Origin of the sequence: Acinetobacter sp. 1130196, from assembly GCF_000588095.1 — a bacterium.
GTDB classification, from domain to species: domain Bacteria; phylum Pseudomonadota; class Gammaproteobacteria; order Pseudomonadales; family Moraxellaceae; genus Acinetobacter; species Acinetobacter nosocomialis.
In genome coordinates this window covers 17,272-33,936 of sequence record NZ_JFWX01000010.1, presented here as the reverse complement: position 1 = coordinate 33,936, position 16,665 = coordinate 17,272, and the positions used below count along the sequence as shown (strand labels likewise).

The window sequence follows — 16,665 nt, the reverse complement described above, 5'->3', positions numbered from 1 at the left end:
CTCACTCGTCAAAATCAGCTTGTTATGCTACACCTTTTAATTTTGAAATGTATGGTCTATTTCAAGTAAATTCGTCTAAGAAAGAAGCTTAATAAAACTTAAAAATCCTTCCAAAAAATATCTTTTAAAAACTGATCATAAGTGTCTACTTATAAATATTGTCTTAAAAATGAAATATAAGTGTCACATTCTTGTCATGGCAACCTGTTGAGATAAAGCGAACTAAAAAGAGGTATAAAATTATGGCCGGTTTATCTATTTGGCATGTCGTCATTTTCGCAATTGTAGTTATTTTATTGTTCGGTACATCTAAATTAAAAAATATTGGTAAAGATGTTGGCGGTGCAGTAAGAGACTTTAAAAAATCAGTTCGTGAAGAAGACGAAGCTGCATCTTTAAATACTCCTCGTACAATCGATGCACAAGTTAAAACATCTGAAAGCACATCAGTGAAAAGCTAAAGGTTTGACCCATGCTTGATGTAGGAATGACAGAGCTACTCTGTTTTGCAATTATTGCAATTTTAGTTTTAGGTCCAGATAAGCTTCCCGAAGCTGCACGCTTTGCAGGCCGCTGGTATGTTCGACTAAAACGCTATATTACCAATCTGCAAAACGAGATTGATCAGGAGCTGCGTCTTTCTGAGTTCCGCAAAGAAATGCAAGAGGAACTTAACCGCATCGAAGCATTGGAACGAAAAGTACAGCAACAGCTTGAAGAAATACAAAAACAGCAAATTTCAGAACATTTAGAAGTTACTGAAACGCCTAAAACAACACCAAAGCCTATTCGGAAATGTATTCCTATATCAGACCATTATAAAGTACCGTATGTTGCTAAACCTACGCCTTTAGTTCCTCAAACTGATATTGCAGAAACATCTCCTGTTGAATTGAAGATTGCCGTATGAACCAACTGCCTTCAACCACTGTAAATAGTCAAGAAAACTTAGACCAAATGCCAATCATGAATCATTTGGTTGTTTTAAGACGCCATTTATTCAGGATTGTAGGGGTAACATTATTCTTATTCTTTTGTTTATTACCCTTTCGAAATAATACTTACCAATTATTATCTGAGCCTTTAAGGTTACAACTTCCTGCGTCATCGTCAATGATTGCAACAGATGTAACAGCAACCTTTATGGCGCCATTTAAACTTAATTTATTTGTCGCACTTATGCTTGCAATGCCATTTATTCTTTATGAAATATGGTCTTTTGTTCGCCCTGCGCTTTATCAAAAAGAACGCCATTTAGCGCTTCCATTACTGATTGGTAGTATTGTCCTATTTTATGCAGGTGTCGCTTTTGCTTATTACATTACCTTACCTGCAATATTACATTTCTTTATTAGCGTTTCACCTGAAACAGTAGCACCAATGACCGATATTAATAGTTATTTAAGCTTCTGTTTAAAGCTATTTTTGGTATTTGGTGTGACCTTTGAGATTCCTATCGCGACCTTGCTACTCATTTTGATTGGTGTAGTAAATACGCAAAGCCTTGCTGAAAAAAGACGTTTTATTATTGTGGGCTGTTTTTTTGTTGCAATGTTTATTACTCCACCAGATGCGATTTCAATGGTGATGTTAGCTATTCCAATGTGGTTACTTTTTGAAATAGGTCTACTGTTCGGTAAGATTCTTGAGAAAAGAAAAAGCCAGACTGCTGAATAATTTAAAACTTCTCTTTAAAAGCCCGAATATTAAAATTTGGGCTTTTTACTTTTAAATCGTCTTAATTAATCAAACCATAAACTGTCTTCAAAGTGACTTAAAAATGTAAGAAAAGTGTCATTTCCAATCCATAGAATCGACTCAACAAATATACACACAAAAGTTACGGATTTATTATGACAACTGCTTCTAACCACCCAACACGTCGCGATATTTTAAAATGGTTTACGGGGATTCCTTTTCTTCCATTAGGTGCGATGGCTACGGCAGCAACGTTAGCAGGCTGTAATGACAGCAATAATGATTCAGATATTGTTACTCCACCACCAACAGTAAACTTTAAAAATGCAACCTTTACATCAATGGCTGCGCCATCTTTAGCTAACCCAGCGGCGATGGCAACCACAACTGTTGCATCAAGCCTTTCAATTAATTGGGAAGATGGATCAAAAACTGACTACACATTAGCGTATAAGCCTTTCTTTACCACAGGTGATTTGGTTGCAGACGGTAAAGGTGGAAAAATTCTGGCGGGGGGATATGTTGATATTAATAATCAACCAATTATTGATAAGTCAAAACCAGGTCAAGAACGTCAATTCTTCTCTGACTGTCCGGACGGAAGCTCTTTAATTAGCTTTAAACAAGCAACAGGCCGTGACTTTACCGATACAGACAAACAAGCTTTAGGTGTTACTGGCAACCCTGTATTTCACGTAGTTCAATTTGAATATACGACTCGTGACCAAAGCTTAGCGTCTATGTATGGTCTACTACCATCTCCAATTGCGATTTTAACTTTAGACCAAGACCCTAAAACTGGTCATTTAACCCTTGTTAAATACCACAATGTTGATACCTCTAAAGTAAACGGTTTATGGATCACGTGTGGTGCAAGTTTATCTCCATGGGGAACTCACCTGTCGAGTGAAGAATATGAACCAGATGCAAACAATGTTGCTGGAAGTTATTTACCAGTATTTAGCAAAAACTTATTTGGCGACAGTACAAAAGGTAATCCTTACCACTACGGTCACTTACCAGAAGTTACTGTAAATACGGATGGTACAGGTTCAATCAAAAAACATTACTGTTTAGGTCGTATCTCTCACGAACTTATTCAAGTTATGCCAGATAACCGCACTGCATTGATGGGTGATGATGCAACAAATGGCGGTTTATTCATGTTTGTTGCAGATAAAGAAAAAGACTTATCTGCGGGTACGCTCTATGTAGCTAAATGGAAGCAAACCTCAGGCGTAGGTGCTGGTGCCGGTGATATTTCTTGGATTAACCTTGGTCACGCGACAAGTGCTGAAGTAAAGAGCTGGGCTGATCAATATAAGATTACCGACCTGATGGATGTAAAAACGTCTGATCCAAAAGATGCAAGCTATACCAAAATCCGTTATAGCGGTAAAGATAACTGGGTAAAACTTGTACCTGGTAAAGAACGTGAAGCGGCTTTCTTAGAAACGCATCGTTATGCAGCCTTGGTTGGTGCAAGTATGGGCTTTACTAAGATGGAAGGCACAACTGTAAATATCAAAGATAAAATCGCTTACTCTGCGATGTCTTATGTACAGTCTTCTATGGTTGATAAAACTACTGATATTCAAGTACAAGGTCCAAAAGCTGGTGCAATTTACGCACATACGTTAAAAGGCAGCCAAGTTGATAACAAAGGTCAGCTTATTAACAGTGAATGGGTATCGACTCATATGGAACCACCTGCAGCTTTAGTGGGTGAAGACCTAACAACTGCTGATGCTTTAGGTAATACTGCAAATGCAGATAAAATTGCCAACCCAGATAACATTAAGTTCTCTGAAAATTTACGTACCCTCTTCATTGGTGAAGATAGTGGTATGCACGTAAATAACTTCTTATGGGCATATAATGTTGATACCAAACAATTAAGTCGTATCTTATCAACACCTGCTGGCGCAGAATCTACAGGTTTGCACGCAGTTGACTCTGTAAATGGTTGGACTTACATCATGAGTAACTTCCAGCACCCTGGTGACTGGGAATCTCCATTACACGATAAAGTAAAAGCAACGCTTGATCCTCTTGTTCGTGCAAACTACAAAGATCGTTTTGCAGCAGCAGTTGGCTATATTACAGCTGACCCTATCGCACCATCTGTTGTGAAGAAATAATTCTTAGCTCAACTCAAAAGAAGCCTGCTTTATGCAGGTTTCTTTTATTTAAAAGCATTTATAAAAATAAAAAGCCCTTTTCTTTTTTGACTAAACGATCAAATTTTTCATTAAGTTATCATTAAAACGTCAAGACCTCGTCATATTCAAAATTTAAGCTAATCAAGACTTTTAGAAAAAACTTATTTTGAATTAGGAATTTAATATGAACGATTTGACGCCATATCATGAAGATCAGGAATTAGACAACAACACTTCAGACAATATTCACTTTCGTGATGTTTTAGACCAATATGTGAGCCGTCGTAGCCTCATTACTAAAGCAGCAAGCGGTGCTGTGGCATTAACTTTAGCCTCTACTTTAACGGGCTGTAATGATAATAACGATGACTCTGGTTCTAATAACGGTGGAACTGCTCCAGTCGATCCAAACAAAAAGCCTGAAAAACTTACCTTTACGCCAGTTGCTAAAAATTTAAATGATATTGTGACCGTACCAGAAGGTTACGAAGCAAATGTAATTTACGCTTTAGGTGATTCTCTTAATCCTTCTTTTGGTGATTGGGACGATAACAATATTCCATCTGGTCCAAGCTTCCAGTTTCGCTCAGGTGACTGCCATGATGGTATGCACTATTTTGGTTTAAACACATCAACAAACCGTTTTGATGACACTGTTTCAGCACAAGGTTTATTGGTGATGAACCACGAATACATCAACCAAACCTTTCTACACCCTAAAGGTCCAACCAAAGTTGATGGACGCCGCCCAGAAGATGAAGTCATTCGTGAAACCAATGCCCATGGGGTTTCTGTAGTTCATATCAAAAAAGACCCTGCTACTCAAAAAGTCGAAGTTGTAAAAAACTCTATTTTTAATAGACGTATTACAGGTTCTACAGTCATGGACTTCGCTGGTGCCGCGACAGGATCTAACTTACTTTCGACGCGTTTTTCGCCTGCTGGCCGCCAGACTCGTGGTACACACAACAACTGTGGTAATGGCTATACACCTTGGGGAACATACTTAACCACGGAAGAAAACTTCATTGGTTATTTTGCGCGTAGTACAACTGATGATGCGCTACGTACTCCAGAAGAAATTATTGCTCTTAAACGCTATGGTCTTAAAGCAGGATCAAGCTCTCGCTACGGTTGGGAAACCGCAATTGGTCAAGTAGAGGCGCAAGACTTATATGACCGCTGGAATGCCGATGTAAAAGCAGCTCAAGCAACTCAAGATTACCGCAATGGACCAAACACATTTGGCTGGATGGTCGAAATTGACCCATTTGATAACCGCCAAAATCCGGTTAAACGCACATCATTAGGCCGTTTTGCCCATGAAGACAGTGCATGCCGTGCCGTAGCAGGTCAACCAATCGCATTTTATATGGGGGATGACTCTCGTGGCGAATATATCTATAAGTTTGTTTCAAGCGCTGTGTGGGACACAAAAGATATAAACGGCGGTTATGCAGCCGGTGACAAATACATGAACTCAGGTAAGTTGTATGTTGCCAAGTTTAATAACGATGGTTCAGGTCAATGGATTGAACTTGCCTACGGTAAAAATGGTTTAAATGAAAGTAACACTACCTATCCATTTAAATCTCAGGCAGAGGTAGTCACTTTTGCACGCTTGGCAGCAGATTCAGTCGGTGCAACAAAAATGGACCGCCCAGAATGGGCTACAGTTAACCCAATCAATGGCGAAATTTATGTCACACTCACCAACAACTCAAACCGAGGTAAAGATTACCCTACAGATGCGGCTAACCCTCGTAACTATACCGATCTGTATGCAGGCACAAAAGAACAAAAAGGAAATGTGAACGGTCATATCATCCGTTTTAGAGAAGCCTATGACAAAACCACTGCGGAAACCTTCAAATGGGATATTTATCTGTTCGGTGCAGAAGCTTCGATGGCTTCAAATATCAATTTGTCAGGTTTAACAGACAATAACGACTTTTCATCACCGGATGGTATGTGGTTTGACCCACGCGGTGTTCTCTGGATTGAAACAGATGACGGCGCTTATACAGATGTCACCAACTGTATGATGCTTGCTGCCCTACCAGGACAAATTGGTGATGGTGGTGCGGCAACTACTTCAAATGGTCAGCAAACCATAACAGGTGCTAAAGTTACAGACGCAACATTACGCCGTTTCTTAGTTGGACCAAAGCAATGTGAAATTACTGGTATTGCCATGACACCTGACTACAAAGCTATTTTCATTAATGTTCAGCATCCTGGTGAAGACTCGGCAAGTTATGCAAAACCAGAAAGTAACTGGCCTGCCACACAAAAAGATCCAAGCAACAAAACTGCCCGCCCACGTTCGGCAACTGTAGTTATTACCCGTAAAGATGGCGGTGTTATTGCTGGTTAATTGATTTCTTCCTAGAAAATGCCGATCAAGTGATCGGCATTCTTTTAACGGTTTAGAGGCACCTGCTGCTGTACAATTTGGCCGCTATGTTCGCCTTGCTGGGTCTTTTCCAACCAAATCCATTCATTATTGGTCATTCTTAAAAAATTCGAACACCGGGTTCCATATACTGGACTTTGAATAAAAGTCGATGATAACAACTCTTCCATTTCTGGTTGAATGCCTGTATTTGGCAACAATGCTGTGGTGACCTTGCGCTCATCTTCTAAAATATCCCACGCTGCATGTTGCAAGCTTAACTCTTGTGTTTTGTGCTGATGCATAGGCAAGAACTCTTGCGTAAAACGTGTGCGTAAATGTCTGGTTTTCTCCCAGTGATCGGACATTAAACCATTCGAAACCACATAAACACCGTTGGCTAATACTTGAGGAGCCTCACCACGGTTGCTCATGTAGACCGCTTGATCAGCAGTCCCCATAAACAGGTTAAAACCAGCAAAGTTCTGTTGCCGTTGTTCTAATTGCTGAGCAAAGCGAATCGGTAATAAATCAGACTCTAAAAAAGCCTGAACCAAATGACCACGAGAAGTTTCATATTGTTTTTTATCACGTCCATCACGGAAATTGGTTAACACAGCCCATCGGCCCTGCGGCGTAACACCCATCCAAGTACCACCCGACTGTAAGTCCTGCCCTGCAATGATTGGCGTATGTTCCCATTGATGCAACAATGCGGTTGGTCGGTGATAAAACTCATCACGGTTTGAAATCAGACACAAGGGCATATCATCCAGAACATGCCATGCTAAAGCCACAATACACATTGATTCTTGTTCCCTATGTTTACACATTGAATGTACAACATTTTTCACATCATTCCGCTACAATCTGTCAAAACGTAAGATCAAGGAGCAGCAATGCTGACCTATCCTAATATCGATCCGGTCGCAATACATCTAGGACCTCTTCAAGTCCATTGGTATGGACTCATGTATTTATTGGCATTTTTATGTGCTTGGGGACTCGCTTCCTACCGTGCCAAACAGCGTGATGGCTGGACATCGGACATGGTTTCCGATCTGGTGTTTTACGGCGCCTTAGGGGTTGTACTCGGCGGACGTATCGGCTATGTACTTTTCTATGAGTTTGATAAATTCCTTGAAAACCCGATCTGGCTCTTCCAAGTCTGGACAGGTGGTATGAGCTTCCACGGCGGCTTCTTAGGCGTCATGATTGCAATGCTATTCTGGTGTAAAAAATATCAAAAAACATGGTTCCAGACACTCGACTTTATTGCCCCTTGTGTACCGACAGGCTTAATGTTTGGACGCTTCGGTAACTTTATTGGTGGAGAATTATATGGTCGTGCGGTTACAGATCCGAATTATCCGTTCGGAATGATTTTCCCAACCGATCCATTACATTTAGTTCGTCACCCTTCTCAAATTTATCAAGCGCTTTGTGAAGGTCTAATTCTATTCATTGTTTTGTGGTGGTTTAGCTCAAAACCACGCCCACGCATGGCCGTATCTGCCCTATTTTTAATGGGTTATGGTGTTGCACGCTTTGTAATGGAATTCTTCCGTCAACCAGATGCTGACCAAGGTTTTATCTTATTTGGTTGGATGACGAAAGGACAAATCCTCACCGTTCCAATGCTACTCATTGGCCTTTGGATGATGTGGTATGCCTACCAAAAGAAAATTTATGACTGGGGCCCTCAAAAGAACAGTTAACATCTAAATCAGAGGAGTTTCGGCTCCTCTTTTTTATGCTACAGTTTTTATCTCCCAAGAAAGAAGATTCGCCATGCTGGAATTCTGGTTTAATACGCAAGTCCCGACTTTTAAAAAATTAATGATCTTAATTATTACCCTCTTAATCTGTATTGGGTTATATCAATATCAACCATTGCCTTTAGATACTATTTTAATGTTTACGGGAACTGGGGTCATTTTTTTAATCTGCCGTTACTTTAAATTGCATTTTGCTCAAAGTAATCCAACCGGTTTACTTTACCGTCTATTTACATGGGTCCCTATTGCCCTCTTGTTTGCACTTATTTTTGTGAAAGCCATGCCTAACTTACTTATTTGGGGCATTCAAGGCATTGCATTTATGGCGCTTGCTGCTTTTATTTTTTCACCACAATCGTTATTTAACAAATAGGCTCCCGTTTTATGTTGGCTTATTGGTACAACGCACCGCGTCACATTAAACTCATCTTCATTATTGTCGTTTGTGCTGCAATTTATGCAGCCAATCAAGTTCAGCCTTTATCATCGACTTACACTGTTCTTAGCCTCGTGTTAGGGTTCGGGCTTCATTTCGGGCAATATTTACAAACAAAAATTCCAGCTCGTAGTTCATATAAATCTAACTTCCAGTTTCTGCTTAGGATTTACCCTTTCATTATTGTTGCTATTGTGGTGTGGATATTGCCCCCTCAGCACAATTGGATCGTAACGATACAAGCTTTAGGCTTTGTACTGGTTGGATTTTTTCTTGTTTCAATTTATCAAAATCGTGCCAAGCGTTTTTAAGCATAAAGTTTAGTTCGTTTTTACTATTCCTAAAGCATGCTATTATCTTCCACGGTTTATTGATCCATGAACCGTCTCCCTTTTATTTGATGGAATTAATCCGAACTCGAGAGTGTTATGCGTGCATATTTAGACCTTCTACAACATATCCTTGATAATGGCGGTGACAAAGGTGACCGTACAGGCACAGGAACCCGTTCTGTATTTGGTCATCAAATGCGTTTTGATCTCTCTAAGGGTTTTCCTTTACTCACCACAAAAAAAGTTCACTTTCGTTCTATCGTGATTGAGTTACTTTGGTTCTTAAAAGGCGATACTAACGTTAAGTACTTGCAAGACAATAAAGTCACCATTTGGGATGAATGGGCAACAGCAGAACAAACTGCCCGTTTCGGCCGCCCAGAACATGAGCTTGGCCCAGTTTATGGCCATCAATGGCGTAATTTCGGCGCCACCAAAAATGCCGATGGTACTTATAATCAAGATGGTTTTGACCAAATTAAATGGTTAATTAATGAAATTAAAACCAACCCAAATTCACGCCGCTTAATTGTCTCTGGCTGGAACCCAAATGAGGCAGGACAAGTTGCATTACCGCCTTGCCATACACTCTTCCAATTTTTTGTACAAGACAACAAGTTATCATGCCAGCTTTATCAACGTAGTGCTGACGTATTCTTAGGCGTGCCATTTAATATTGCCAGCTATGCCCTACTCACCCATATGATTGCTCAGGTGTGTGGCTTAGGTGTTGGTGATTTTGTTTGGACAGGTGGCGATACGCATCTTTACGCAAACCATTTTGAACAGGCAAAACTACAATTGACGCGTGAGCCATTACCACTTTGCCAATTAAAACTTAATCCGGAAGTTAAAGATATTTTCGACTTTAAATTTGAAGATATCGAGATTGTAGGCTACGAGTCACATCCGGCAATTAAAGCACCAGTTGCAGTATAACGACGGCTTAAATTTCATTAGATTACGGTTTAGAGAATAAAATTATGGCATGGCAAAATGTAGAAGTTGTCCACGTTGTCGCAATGGACAAAAATCACTGTATTGGTAAAGGCAATGCGTTGCCATGGCATATCTCTGCCGACTTAAAACACTTTAAAGAAATCACACAAGGTGGTGTGGTGATCATGGGCCGTAAAACCCTTGAGTCTATGGGCCGTGCTCTACCGAACCGTGTGAACTGGGTAATTACCCGTGACATTAACTGGCATTTTGACGGCGTAAAAATTGCGTATTCAATTGAAGATGCTTTAAATGCTGCTTTAGAAGATGCCAAAAACACCGAAAAGCAAGCTTTATTCATTATTGGTGGTGGCGAAATCTTTAAGCAAACCTTGTCAATTGCAGACCGTCTTGAGCTCACTCATGTTGACTTAGATGTACAAGGTGATGCACATTATCCAACTATACCGAGTGAATTTCATAAAACTGCAAGCGAACAGCAAGTAGATGAAAAATCAGGAACTTCATTCGAATTTGCCACTTATAAAAAATAATTTTCTGGTCGCCTATGCACAATATCGGAACGCGTGAATTTATTATCGCCCTCGCTTTCGGCGCTTTACATAGTTTATTCACGTTGTTTATTGTGCTTTCCAGCATTTGGGTATGCTTAGCCTTATGGGTGCAACAACCTTTTGGCTGGTTAGGCAGCCGTATTATTATTGGCATATGGATTGCCTTTGCTCTAAGTATGGCAGGCTTATATTTTAATGGGCATATCATTAGCCGTCGTACAGACGTTTTAATCTACCTGTTAGCTTTTGCCTGCTCTTTGGTTTGGTACTTTTCGATTACTGCACGTCAAGACCGTGACTGGAACCCTGAAGTTGCCAATATGTTAAGTTACGAAAAACACGGCGATGTTATTACCTTGCATAATGTCCGTAACTTCAACTGGCATCCTGATGGAACCTATGATGTCCGTTGGGAAACCCGTACTTTTGATCTAAACCAGTTAAATGGCATAAATATCATTACCTCTTATTGGATGGGGCCACAAATTGCCCATACACTGGTCAGTTTCGAATTTAAAAATCAACAACCTTTAGTTTTTTCCATCGAAATTCGAAAAGAAAAGACTGAAGAGTTTTCAGCAATTGGTGGCTTCTTTAGAAAATATGAACTGAGCTTAATTGCATCTGATGAAAAAGATATTGTCTACACACGTAGCAACATTCGTAAAGAGCAAGTTTATAATTTCCCGGTCAATATGCCTCGCTCTGAACAAAAAGCACTATTTTTAGAATATCTTAAAAAGTCAGATGAGCTACGTGCACAGCCAAAATGGTATAACACCCTCACAAGTAATTGCACAACCTTGATTTTTGATATGGTTCAAGCCATTAACCCATATCAACTTCCTAAAGATTATCGCTTAATTGCGTCTGGTTACTTACCTAATTATTTATATGATCTTAAAGCACTTAATCAAAATATTAGTTTAAAGCAGTGGTATCAAATCGCACATATCAATCCACGTACTGAGCATTTTGAACAACTTTCAGATCAGAGTAGTGAACACTTCTCTCAAATTGTGCGACAAGGTTTACCCAAAGCTGACTAGAGTCTGCTTGATATTTTATAGACTCATTTTCGCCAAATATTAGAAGAACACTTTGAGAGCATTGAATATGATCTGCAAAAATTACAAAGTAATTCCAAAACTTATTCAATTTGTAAATTAACCAGTTTTCTAATAAAGGAAAATAATCATGACAGAAAAAATTACACCATTTAATATTTCTAAAGTATTTAATGCACCTCGTGATCTTGTATTCAAGGTACATACTGATATTAATCACTTACAAAATTGGATGAGTCCAAAAAATTTCAAAATCATTCATACCTCAATGGATTTTAGAGTTGGTGGCACTTATCACTATGGATTAGAAGGACCCGATGGAACACAAATGTGGGGTAAGCAAGTGTTTCGTGAGATTGTACCTAATGAGCGATTAACGTTTATTCAATCTTTTTCAGACAAAGACGGTAACAACACACGACACCCTATGTCACCGACATGGCCATTAGAAATGTTAGCAACCACAACTTTTGAAGATATTGATAATAAAACAAAAGTCACAATTACTTGGCAACCGTGGAACTCTGACGATATTGGTAACTCAACTTTTGATTCTGCACGCGATGGAATGACGCAAGGATTTAATGGAACATTCTCCAATTTAGAAGCTTATTTAAAAACCCTTTAAATATAGAGGATCTGTTGGTGGCTATCGAAAACTAAATAAGTTATTCTCTTTTTCTTTACTTTTTTATACACGCTTTACTTTGTAATCTAGATAGATAGACCCTATTGTAATAGGCAGGAAATAGAGGGAAAAACAATGCAACAGGCATTATTTGGCGGCGGCTGTTTTTGGTGCGTCGAAGCCGTATTTTTACAGATACGTGGTGTAGAAAAAGTAACAAGTGGTTATGCTGGTGGGCATACAACTCAGCCAACTTATGAGCAAGTATGTCAAGGTGACACTCAGCATGCTGAAGTTGTTCTCATCGACTTTGATGAACAACAAGTTACATATTCTCAGTTACTTGATGTCTTCTTTGCAACGCATGATCCAACGACCTTAAATCGCCAAGGTAATGATATTGGTACTCAGTACCGCTCTGTTATTTACTATTATAGCGAAGAGCAAAAGCAGGCAGCAGAACACACGATTCAAACGTTAAAAGATGACGATCTTGATATTGTGACTGAGCTGTCTCCTGCCCCGACATTCTATCCAGCCGAAGAATATCATCAGAATTACTATGCAAAGAATCCTTCACAAGGTTATTGCAACTTTGCGATTCCACCTAAGCTATTAAAGCTATATAGTAAATTCCAGCATCTAATGAAAGATCAATAAATTAAAGCAATAAAAAAGCAACCGACTTGGTTGCTTTTTTATTGAGTAAACTAAATTTTAGTTTTCACTTACAAAGGCAATATCGCTCAGTCCGGCTTCACTGGCGCGAGACATTACCTGAGCTACCGTATCGTACTTCGACTCTTTATCAGCACGAAGTTGAACGGTTGGTTTAACCGCACCTTGACCTGCTTCTTGGAAACGTTTTTGAAGCTCATCAAGACTAATTACTTGAGTATCCCAAGCCACTTCACCATTTGCATTGATACTAATCGTAATTGCTTTTGGTGGTGGATCAATAATTTCAGCAGTTGTTTTAGGCAGTGTTAATGGAATCGATGGGTTGGCAACTGTTGCTGTGACCAAAAAGATGATCATTAACACCAACATAATGTCGATTAGCGGAATGAGGTTCATCTCATTTATGCCACTATCGTGGTCTTCACCCAATTGAAAAGCCATTAAGCTTGACCTCCAACATAACTTTGCTCTGCAGTTTTAACATCAGACTTTACAGTTGAGTCTTGCTGCAACATGGTGTCGATTAACAAACTGTGTGCTTGATCTTGTAAATCATGAGCAAGACCACGATTAGCACGTACACAAATGTTATAAGCCAATACCGCAGGAATCGCAACTGCAAGACCAAGACCAGTCATAATAAGTGCTTCACCTACTGGTGTAGCCACTTGAGCCAAACCTGCTTGTCCGCTCTTACCTACAGCAACCAGCGCGTGGAAAATACCCCATACCGTACCAAACAAACCAACAAATGGTGCAATTGAAGCAATTGTTCCTAAAACAGAAATACCTTTTTCAGCATTGACTTTTTCAGCAGAAATTTGGCGCAATAATGCTTGCTCTGCAACTGCTTTACGCTGTTCAAAACTCAAAGGCTGTAACTTTGCTTTTAGCGAACTAATAGCTTTAGAGAGTTGAGCGTAAGCTTGTTGTTTTAATTGGCGAGTCCCCATCAAACGTAAGATGAAAACTGTCCAGGTAGCAATCGACATTGCCAATAAGATGAAATACAGGGTTTTACTCACTGCATCTGCATGTTGCCAATAGATTGAAAAGTTCATATTCGAACTCCTGATTAAGGTTAGCCGTTGGGACTCAAATTCGTTTAAGGGGTTAAATCAAAGGGTTGCTCGGCTTTAATTGGATAAGCAACACCGTTTTCCATATAAGGTTTAAATTTTGCACCACGTACAGCACGGACAACTTTGTCATCTAGACTTGAGATGCCACTGCTTCGTGTTACACGTACGTTGGTAATCTTGCCTTTTTCATCGGCTTCAATCAGTACAACAACCGAACGCGCTTCGCCTTGTAAATCTTTTGGTGAAACAGTCAAACGTGGTGAACGGCTCCACTGCACACCTGAACCACCAATTGAAACATGTTTTGGTGATGGATCTGGCGCAGGTTGAGCTTTAGGTGCTTCTTGCACCACTGGCTTTGGCTTTTCAACGACTTTTTCAGTCACAGTAGTTGTTGGGGTCACTACTTTTGGTTCAACTTTAGGTTCTGTCTTTACTGCTTGTTTAGGAGTTTCAGCCTTTTTCACCTGCTGAATTTTTTCCACTGGTTTAGGTGGAGTCACAGGTTTCTCAACAACCTTAACTTCTTTCACTTCTTTTTTAGGTTCCGGCTTTTTAGGCGGTTCTTTCGGTTTCGGTGGTAAAGGTTTTGGTTGTTCTTGAATTTTTACAAAGCGGACTTGTAAAGGCTTCTTATCAATTGGCTTTAGTTCAGCAGGCTTAATGTGGCTAACTGCCCATAAGACCCCGATATGACCAATTGCAACCGCAATTAGTGCCGTGATGACTTTCTTTTTCATCGGATTGGGAGAGTTTAAGGCTGCGGAAGATTGACTCATAAGAATCTAATTACCTAATGGATGATGAAGTCGACTTCAATTTATAGAAACGATTTCAAACATCGGATAGAACAATAAAGTGCCACAATAATAAATGAGAAGTGTTTTCATTTGCAACTACTTTTTTGCGAAAACACTTTCCAGTATTGTGCGATCTAACTTCATAAAGTGATATCACTTTACTTTTCTCATGTTTAGACAATGCACTAAAACTTGTTGGTTTCAGATACTACTTATCAAATCGTGCTCAACTTAAAAAAACATTAAGGAGCTATATTGAACGTAATCAATGAAACCTCAAATCATAGTTATGTTATAACATTTTAATTTTATTTTAGCCATAAAAAAGCACACTCAAAAGTGTGCTTTTAAAAATATGAGGTAATTAGAAAACAACCGTCTTATTACCATCTACAATGATTCTGTCTTCTAAATGCCATTTAACAGCACGAGCTAACACATTACGTTCCACATCTTCGCCAAGCTCACGTAACTGCTCAACATTATAATCGTGGCTCACACGTTCAACGTCTTGCTCAATAATTGGGCCTTGGTCTAGATCAGCAGTCACATAGTGAGCTGTTGCACCAATCAACTTCACACCTTTTTCATAGGCTTGCTTATATGGATTTGCCCCAACGAAAGCAGGTAAGAATGAGTGGTGAATATTGATGATTTTCATTTCCCATTTAGAAACGAAATCTTCACTTAAAATCTGCATGTAGCGCGCTAGAACTAATAAGTCATTACCCTGCATCATTTCATGAATTTGAGCATAGGCTTCTGCTTTATTGTCTTTAGTTACTTTAATTACAGTAAATGGAATACCGAAGTTTTCAACAGATTCACGCAAGTCTTCATGGTTAGAAATTACATGCGTAATTTCACAAGGTAACGACCCACGTGCATGACGCCACAATAACTCAAGTAAAGCATGGTCGACTTTAGAAACTAAAATACCAACTTTTTTAATTTCGTTTACAAATGCAAGACGCCATTGCATGCCATAACGCTCAGCAACGTTGACAGCAAATGTTTGAATTAATGCATCTTTACGCGACTGTAAATGATCAAGTTCAAATTCAACACGCATGAAATAACGCCCGCCTTGAGCTTCCGTCGCATACTGATCAAGCGCGGTAATGTTTGCACCTTGATGGTACAAAAAGCTCGATACAGCCTGTACGATCCCAGGCTTGTCTTCACAAGTAATCAGTAAACGGGCTGTATTGGCAGTGGTCATATTCATTTGGTTAATATCACTTAATTGAGACAAAATTTTGATAAGCCGAGTATTCTAGCGCTCTAAATAAACAAGCACAACTATTCATCTTTTAAGGATGACAAGCTTGCAAAAAGATCAGAGGGTCCAAGTGATTCTAACAATTGTTCATAAGTCGCACGGCTTTCACCCATCAAATAAGGGCCTTCTAAGAAAACCATTTGACGTAATGCTTGCCAGACCCATTTCTCTTCAAGGTGATTATTGTCACTAATATGCCCAGACATATATAGAAAGTTGGTCCAGTTCGTTAAGACAATCCAAAGGTTAATAATTAAAGCTTCAATTTCAGAAGCTGTCATTTTCATAAGTCCTGCATCAACAAAGGCCTGATAAATTCGTTGTCCTTGTTGCATCACCTGTCCTGCAAATCGTGGATAGATCTTTTTAAAGTCTTCGTTACTTTCAACTAAGTGATAAACATCACGATGAATAAAACGATAGTTCCATAACTGACCGCTGAGCACTTGAAAATAGTTAATTTTGTCATTGGTCGTTAATGGTCTGTCTTCAGGTAAAGATAGCATTTCCAAAGTCTCGACCTGATATTGATACATTAATTCTTTAATAATTTCATGCTTGTTTCGAAAGTGATAATACAAGTTTCCAGGACTAATGCCCAACTCTGCAGCAATATGATTGGTAGTGACAGACCGTTCGCCACGCTCATTAAAAAGCTGCAAACTGATTTGCAAAATCCGGTCTTTTGTCTTCAAAGCTTTAGGTAGAGACATTTTAATAACCTTCGTTAATTCATATGGTTAAGACTTGCACACAGAAACCAACTTGACTCTTTAGAGTATTTAATCTAAAAAATAAGTATATCAGTAT

At 39.3% G+C, this 16,665-nt stretch carries 19 protein-coding genes; 13 read left to right on the top strand and 6 right to left on the bottom strand.

Translation table 11 applies throughout. The annotated features are described in order from the left end of the window. The first annotated feature begins 242 nt into the window (after positions 1 to 242). From J671_RS11245 to J671_RS11225, 5 genes are all read left to right on the top strand, one after another. On the top strand, positions 243 to 461 hold the full coding sequence (locus J671_RS11245; protein WP_002053267.1) for a Sec-independent protein translocase subunit TatA: 219 nt from the start codon (positions 243 to 245) through the stop codon (positions 459 to 461). Between the two features lie 11 nt (positions 462 to 472). Continuing rightward, positions 473 to 910 (top strand): Sec-independent protein translocase protein TatB, encoded by a 438-nt coding sequence (tatB, locus tag J671_RS11240; RefSeq protein WP_031982298.1) that lies wholly within the window; start codon positions 473 to 475, stop codon positions 908 to 910. Further along, positions 907 to 1,677 carry a twin-arginine translocase subunit TatC gene (tatC, locus tag J671_RS11235; protein WP_002053474.1) on the top strand — a complete coding sequence of 257 codons (771 nt, stop codon included), beginning with the start codon at positions 907 to 909 and terminating at the stop codon, positions 1,675 to 1,677. Before tatB ends, tatC begins: the two co-directional genes overlap by 4 nt. 176 nt (positions 1,678 to 1,853) lie before the next feature. Continuing rightward, positions 1,854 to 3,839 (top strand): PhoX family protein, encoded by a 1,986-nt coding sequence (locus tag J671_RS11230; RefSeq protein WP_031982296.1) that lies wholly within the window; start codon positions 1,854 to 1,856, stop codon positions 3,837 to 3,839. Between the two features lie 205 nt (positions 3,840 to 4,044). After that, positions 4,045 to 6,237, top strand: coding sequence for a PhoX family protein (locus tag J671_RS11225; RefSeq protein WP_031982295.1), 2,193 nt, complete (start codon positions 4,045 to 4,047; stop codon positions 6,235 to 6,237). A 44-nt stretch (positions 6,238 to 6,281) separates the two neighbouring features. On the opposite strand, the gene J671_RS11220 is transcribed toward J671_RS11225, so the two are convergent. Next, complete coding sequence (locus J671_RS11220; protein ID WP_031982294.1) at positions 6,282 to 7,061, bottom strand: NRDE family protein; 780 nt, start codon at positions 7,059 to 7,061, stop codon at positions 6,282 to 6,284. A gap of 93 nt (positions 7,062 to 7,154) precedes the next feature. Between J671_RS11220 and lgt the strand changes: the two genes are divergently transcribed. From lgt to msrA, 8 genes are all read left to right on the top strand, one after another. Further along, complete coding sequence (lgt, locus tag J671_RS11215) at positions 7,155 to 7,973, top strand: prolipoprotein diacylglyceryl transferase (protein WP_002053387.1); 819 nt, start codon at positions 7,155 to 7,157, stop codon at positions 7,971 to 7,973. Between the two features lie 73 nt (positions 7,974 to 8,046). Beyond that, positions 8,047 to 8,406: a hypothetical protein gene (locus tag J671_RS11210; protein WP_031982292.1), complete on the top strand. Its 360-nt coding sequence runs from the start codon at positions 8,047 to 8,049 to the stop codon at positions 8,404 to 8,406. 11 nt (positions 8,407 to 8,417) lie between these two features. After that, positions 8,418 to 8,780 (top strand): hypothetical protein, encoded by a 363-nt coding sequence (locus tag J671_RS11205; RefSeq protein ID WP_004698836.1) that lies wholly within the window; start codon positions 8,418 to 8,420, stop codon positions 8,778 to 8,780. A gap of 117 nt (positions 8,781 to 8,897) precedes the next feature. Next, a complete protein-coding gene (gene thyA, locus J671_RS11200; protein WP_001203170.1) occupies positions 8,898 to 9,740 on the top strand; it encodes a thymidylate synthase in 843 nt (280 codons plus the stop codon). A 44-nt stretch (positions 9,741 to 9,784) separates the two neighbouring features. Further along, complete coding sequence (locus tag J671_RS11195; protein WP_000312548.1) at positions 9,785 to 10,294, top strand: dihydrofolate reductase; 510 nt, start codon at positions 9,785 to 9,787, stop codon at positions 10,292 to 10,294. A gap of 14 nt (positions 10,295 to 10,308) precedes the next feature. After that, entirely contained in the window at positions 10,309 to 11,364 is a 1,056-nt protein-coding gene (locus tag J671_RS11190; RefSeq protein WP_017393939.1) for a DUF4105 domain-containing protein, read from the top strand. 148 nt (positions 11,365 to 11,512) lie between these two features. Beyond that, complete coding sequence (locus tag J671_RS11185; RefSeq protein ID WP_031982290.1) at positions 11,513 to 12,010, top strand: SRPBCC family protein; 498 nt, start codon at positions 11,513 to 11,515, stop codon at positions 12,008 to 12,010. A gap of 135 nt (positions 12,011 to 12,145) precedes the next feature. Next, positions 12,146 to 12,670 carry a peptide-methionine (S)-S-oxide reductase MsrA gene (gene msrA, locus J671_RS11180; protein ID WP_031982288.1) on the top strand — a complete coding sequence of 175 codons (525 nt, stop codon included), beginning with the start codon at positions 12,146 to 12,148 and terminating at the stop codon, positions 12,668 to 12,670. 57 nt (positions 12,671 to 12,727) lie between these two features. Here the strand turns inward: msrA and J671_RS11175 are convergent, their stop codons facing one another. The 5 genes from J671_RS11175 to J671_RS11155 all read right to left on the bottom strand — a co-directional run bounded on the left by J671_RS11175 (position 12,728) and on the right by J671_RS11155 (position 16,568). After that, the gene (locus J671_RS11175) at positions 12,728 to 13,132 is read right to left on the bottom strand and encodes an ExbD/TolR family protein (protein WP_002053449.1); all 405 of its coding nucleotides are present in this window, start codon (positions 13,130 to 13,132) and stop codon (positions 12,728 to 12,730) included. After that, the gene (locus J671_RS11170) at positions 13,132 to 13,752 is read right to left on the bottom strand and encodes a MotA/TolQ/ExbB proton channel family protein (RefSeq protein WP_002053291.1); all 621 of its coding nucleotides are present in this window, start codon (positions 13,750 to 13,752) and stop codon (positions 13,132 to 13,134) included. Before J671_RS11170 ends, J671_RS11175 begins: the two co-directional genes overlap by 1 nt. A 44-nt stretch (positions 13,753 to 13,796) precedes the next feature. Continuing rightward, the gene (locus J671_RS11165) at positions 13,797 to 14,552 is read right to left on the bottom strand and encodes an energy transducer TonB (RefSeq protein ID WP_002053518.1); all 756 of its coding nucleotides are present in this window, start codon (positions 14,550 to 14,552) and stop codon (positions 13,797 to 13,799) included. 385 nt (positions 14,553 to 14,937) lie between these two features. Next, positions 14,938 to 15,801: a formyltetrahydrofolate deformylase gene (purU, locus tag J671_RS11160; protein ID WP_031982286.1), complete on the bottom strand. Its 864-nt coding sequence runs from the start codon at positions 15,799 to 15,801 to the stop codon at positions 14,938 to 14,940. A 74-nt stretch (positions 15,802 to 15,875) separates the two neighbouring features. After that, the gene (locus tag J671_RS11155) at positions 15,876 to 16,568 is read right to left on the bottom strand and encodes a TetR/AcrR family transcriptional regulator (RefSeq protein ID WP_002053350.1); all 693 of its coding nucleotides are present in this window, start codon (positions 16,566 to 16,568) and stop codon (positions 15,876 to 15,878) included. Between the last annotated feature and the right edge of the window lie 97 nt (positions 16,569 to 16,665).

Excerpts from the sequence above, each read along its gene's own strand:
- msrA (WP_031982288.1), top strand. The coding sequence starts at position 12,146 with ATGCAACAGGCATTATTTGGCGGCGGCTGTTTTTGGTGCGTCGAAGCC.
- J671_RS11195 (WP_000312548.1), top strand. The coding sequence starts at position 9,785 with ATGGCATGGCAAAATGTAGAAGTTGTCCACGTTGTCGCAATGGACAAA.
- J671_RS11165 (WP_002053518.1), bottom strand. The coding sequence starts at position 14,552 with ATGAGTCAATCTTCCGCAGCCTTAAACTCTCCCAATCCGATGAAAAAG.
- J671_RS11185 (WP_031982290.1), top strand. The coding sequence starts at position 11,513 with ATGACAGAAAAAATTACACCATTTAATATTTCTAAAGTATTTAATGCA.
- J671_RS11190 (WP_017393939.1), top strand. The coding sequence starts at position 10,309 with ATGCACAATATCGGAACGCGTGAATTTATTATCGCCCTCGCTTTCGGC.
- lgt (WP_002053387.1), top strand. The coding sequence starts at position 7,155 with ATGCTGACCTATCCTAATATCGATCCGGTCGCAATACATCTAGGACCT.
- tatB (WP_031982298.1), top strand. The coding sequence starts at position 473 with ATGCTTGATGTAGGAATGACAGAGCTACTCTGTTTTGCAATTATTGCA.
- thyA (WP_001203170.1), top strand. The coding sequence starts at position 8,898 with ATGCGTGCATATTTAGACCTTCTACAACATATCCTTGATAATGGCGGT.
- J671_RS11155 (WP_002053350.1), bottom strand. The coding sequence starts at position 16,568 with ATGTCTCTACCTAAAGCTTTGAAGACAAAAGACCGGATTTTGCAAATC.
- J671_RS11175 (WP_002053449.1), bottom strand. The coding sequence starts at position 13,132 with ATGGCTTTTCAATTGGGTGAAGACCACGATAGTGGCATAAATGAGATG.
- J671_RS11245 (WP_002053267.1), top strand. The coding sequence starts at position 243 with ATGGCCGGTTTATCTATTTGGCATGTCGTCATTTTCGCAATTGTAGTT.
- purU (WP_031982286.1), bottom strand. The coding sequence starts at position 15,801 with ATGAATATGACCACTGCCAATACAGCCCGTTTACTGATTACTTGTGAA.
- J671_RS11225 (WP_031982295.1), top strand. The coding sequence starts at position 4,045 with ATGAACGATTTGACGCCATATCATGAAGATCAGGAATTAGACAACAAC.
- J671_RS11170 (WP_002053291.1), bottom strand. The coding sequence starts at position 13,752 with ATGAACTTTTCAATCTATTGGCAACATGCAGATGCAGTGAGTAAAACC.
- J671_RS11205 (WP_004698836.1), top strand. The coding sequence starts at position 8,418 with ATGTTGGCTTATTGGTACAACGCACCGCGTCACATTAAACTCATCTTC.
- J671_RS11210 (WP_031982292.1), top strand. The coding sequence starts at position 8,047 with ATGCTGGAATTCTGGTTTAATACGCAAGTCCCGACTTTTAAAAAATTA.
- tatC (WP_002053474.1), top strand. The coding sequence starts at position 907 with ATGAACCAACTGCCTTCAACCACTGTAAATAGTCAAGAAAACTTAGAC.
- J671_RS11220 (WP_031982294.1), bottom strand. The coding sequence starts at position 7,061 with ATGTGTATTGTGGCTTTAGCATGGCATGTTCTGGATGATATGCCCTTG.
- J671_RS11230 (WP_031982296.1), top strand. The coding sequence starts at position 1,854 with ATGACAACTGCTTCTAACCACCCAACACGTCGCGATATTTTAAAATGG.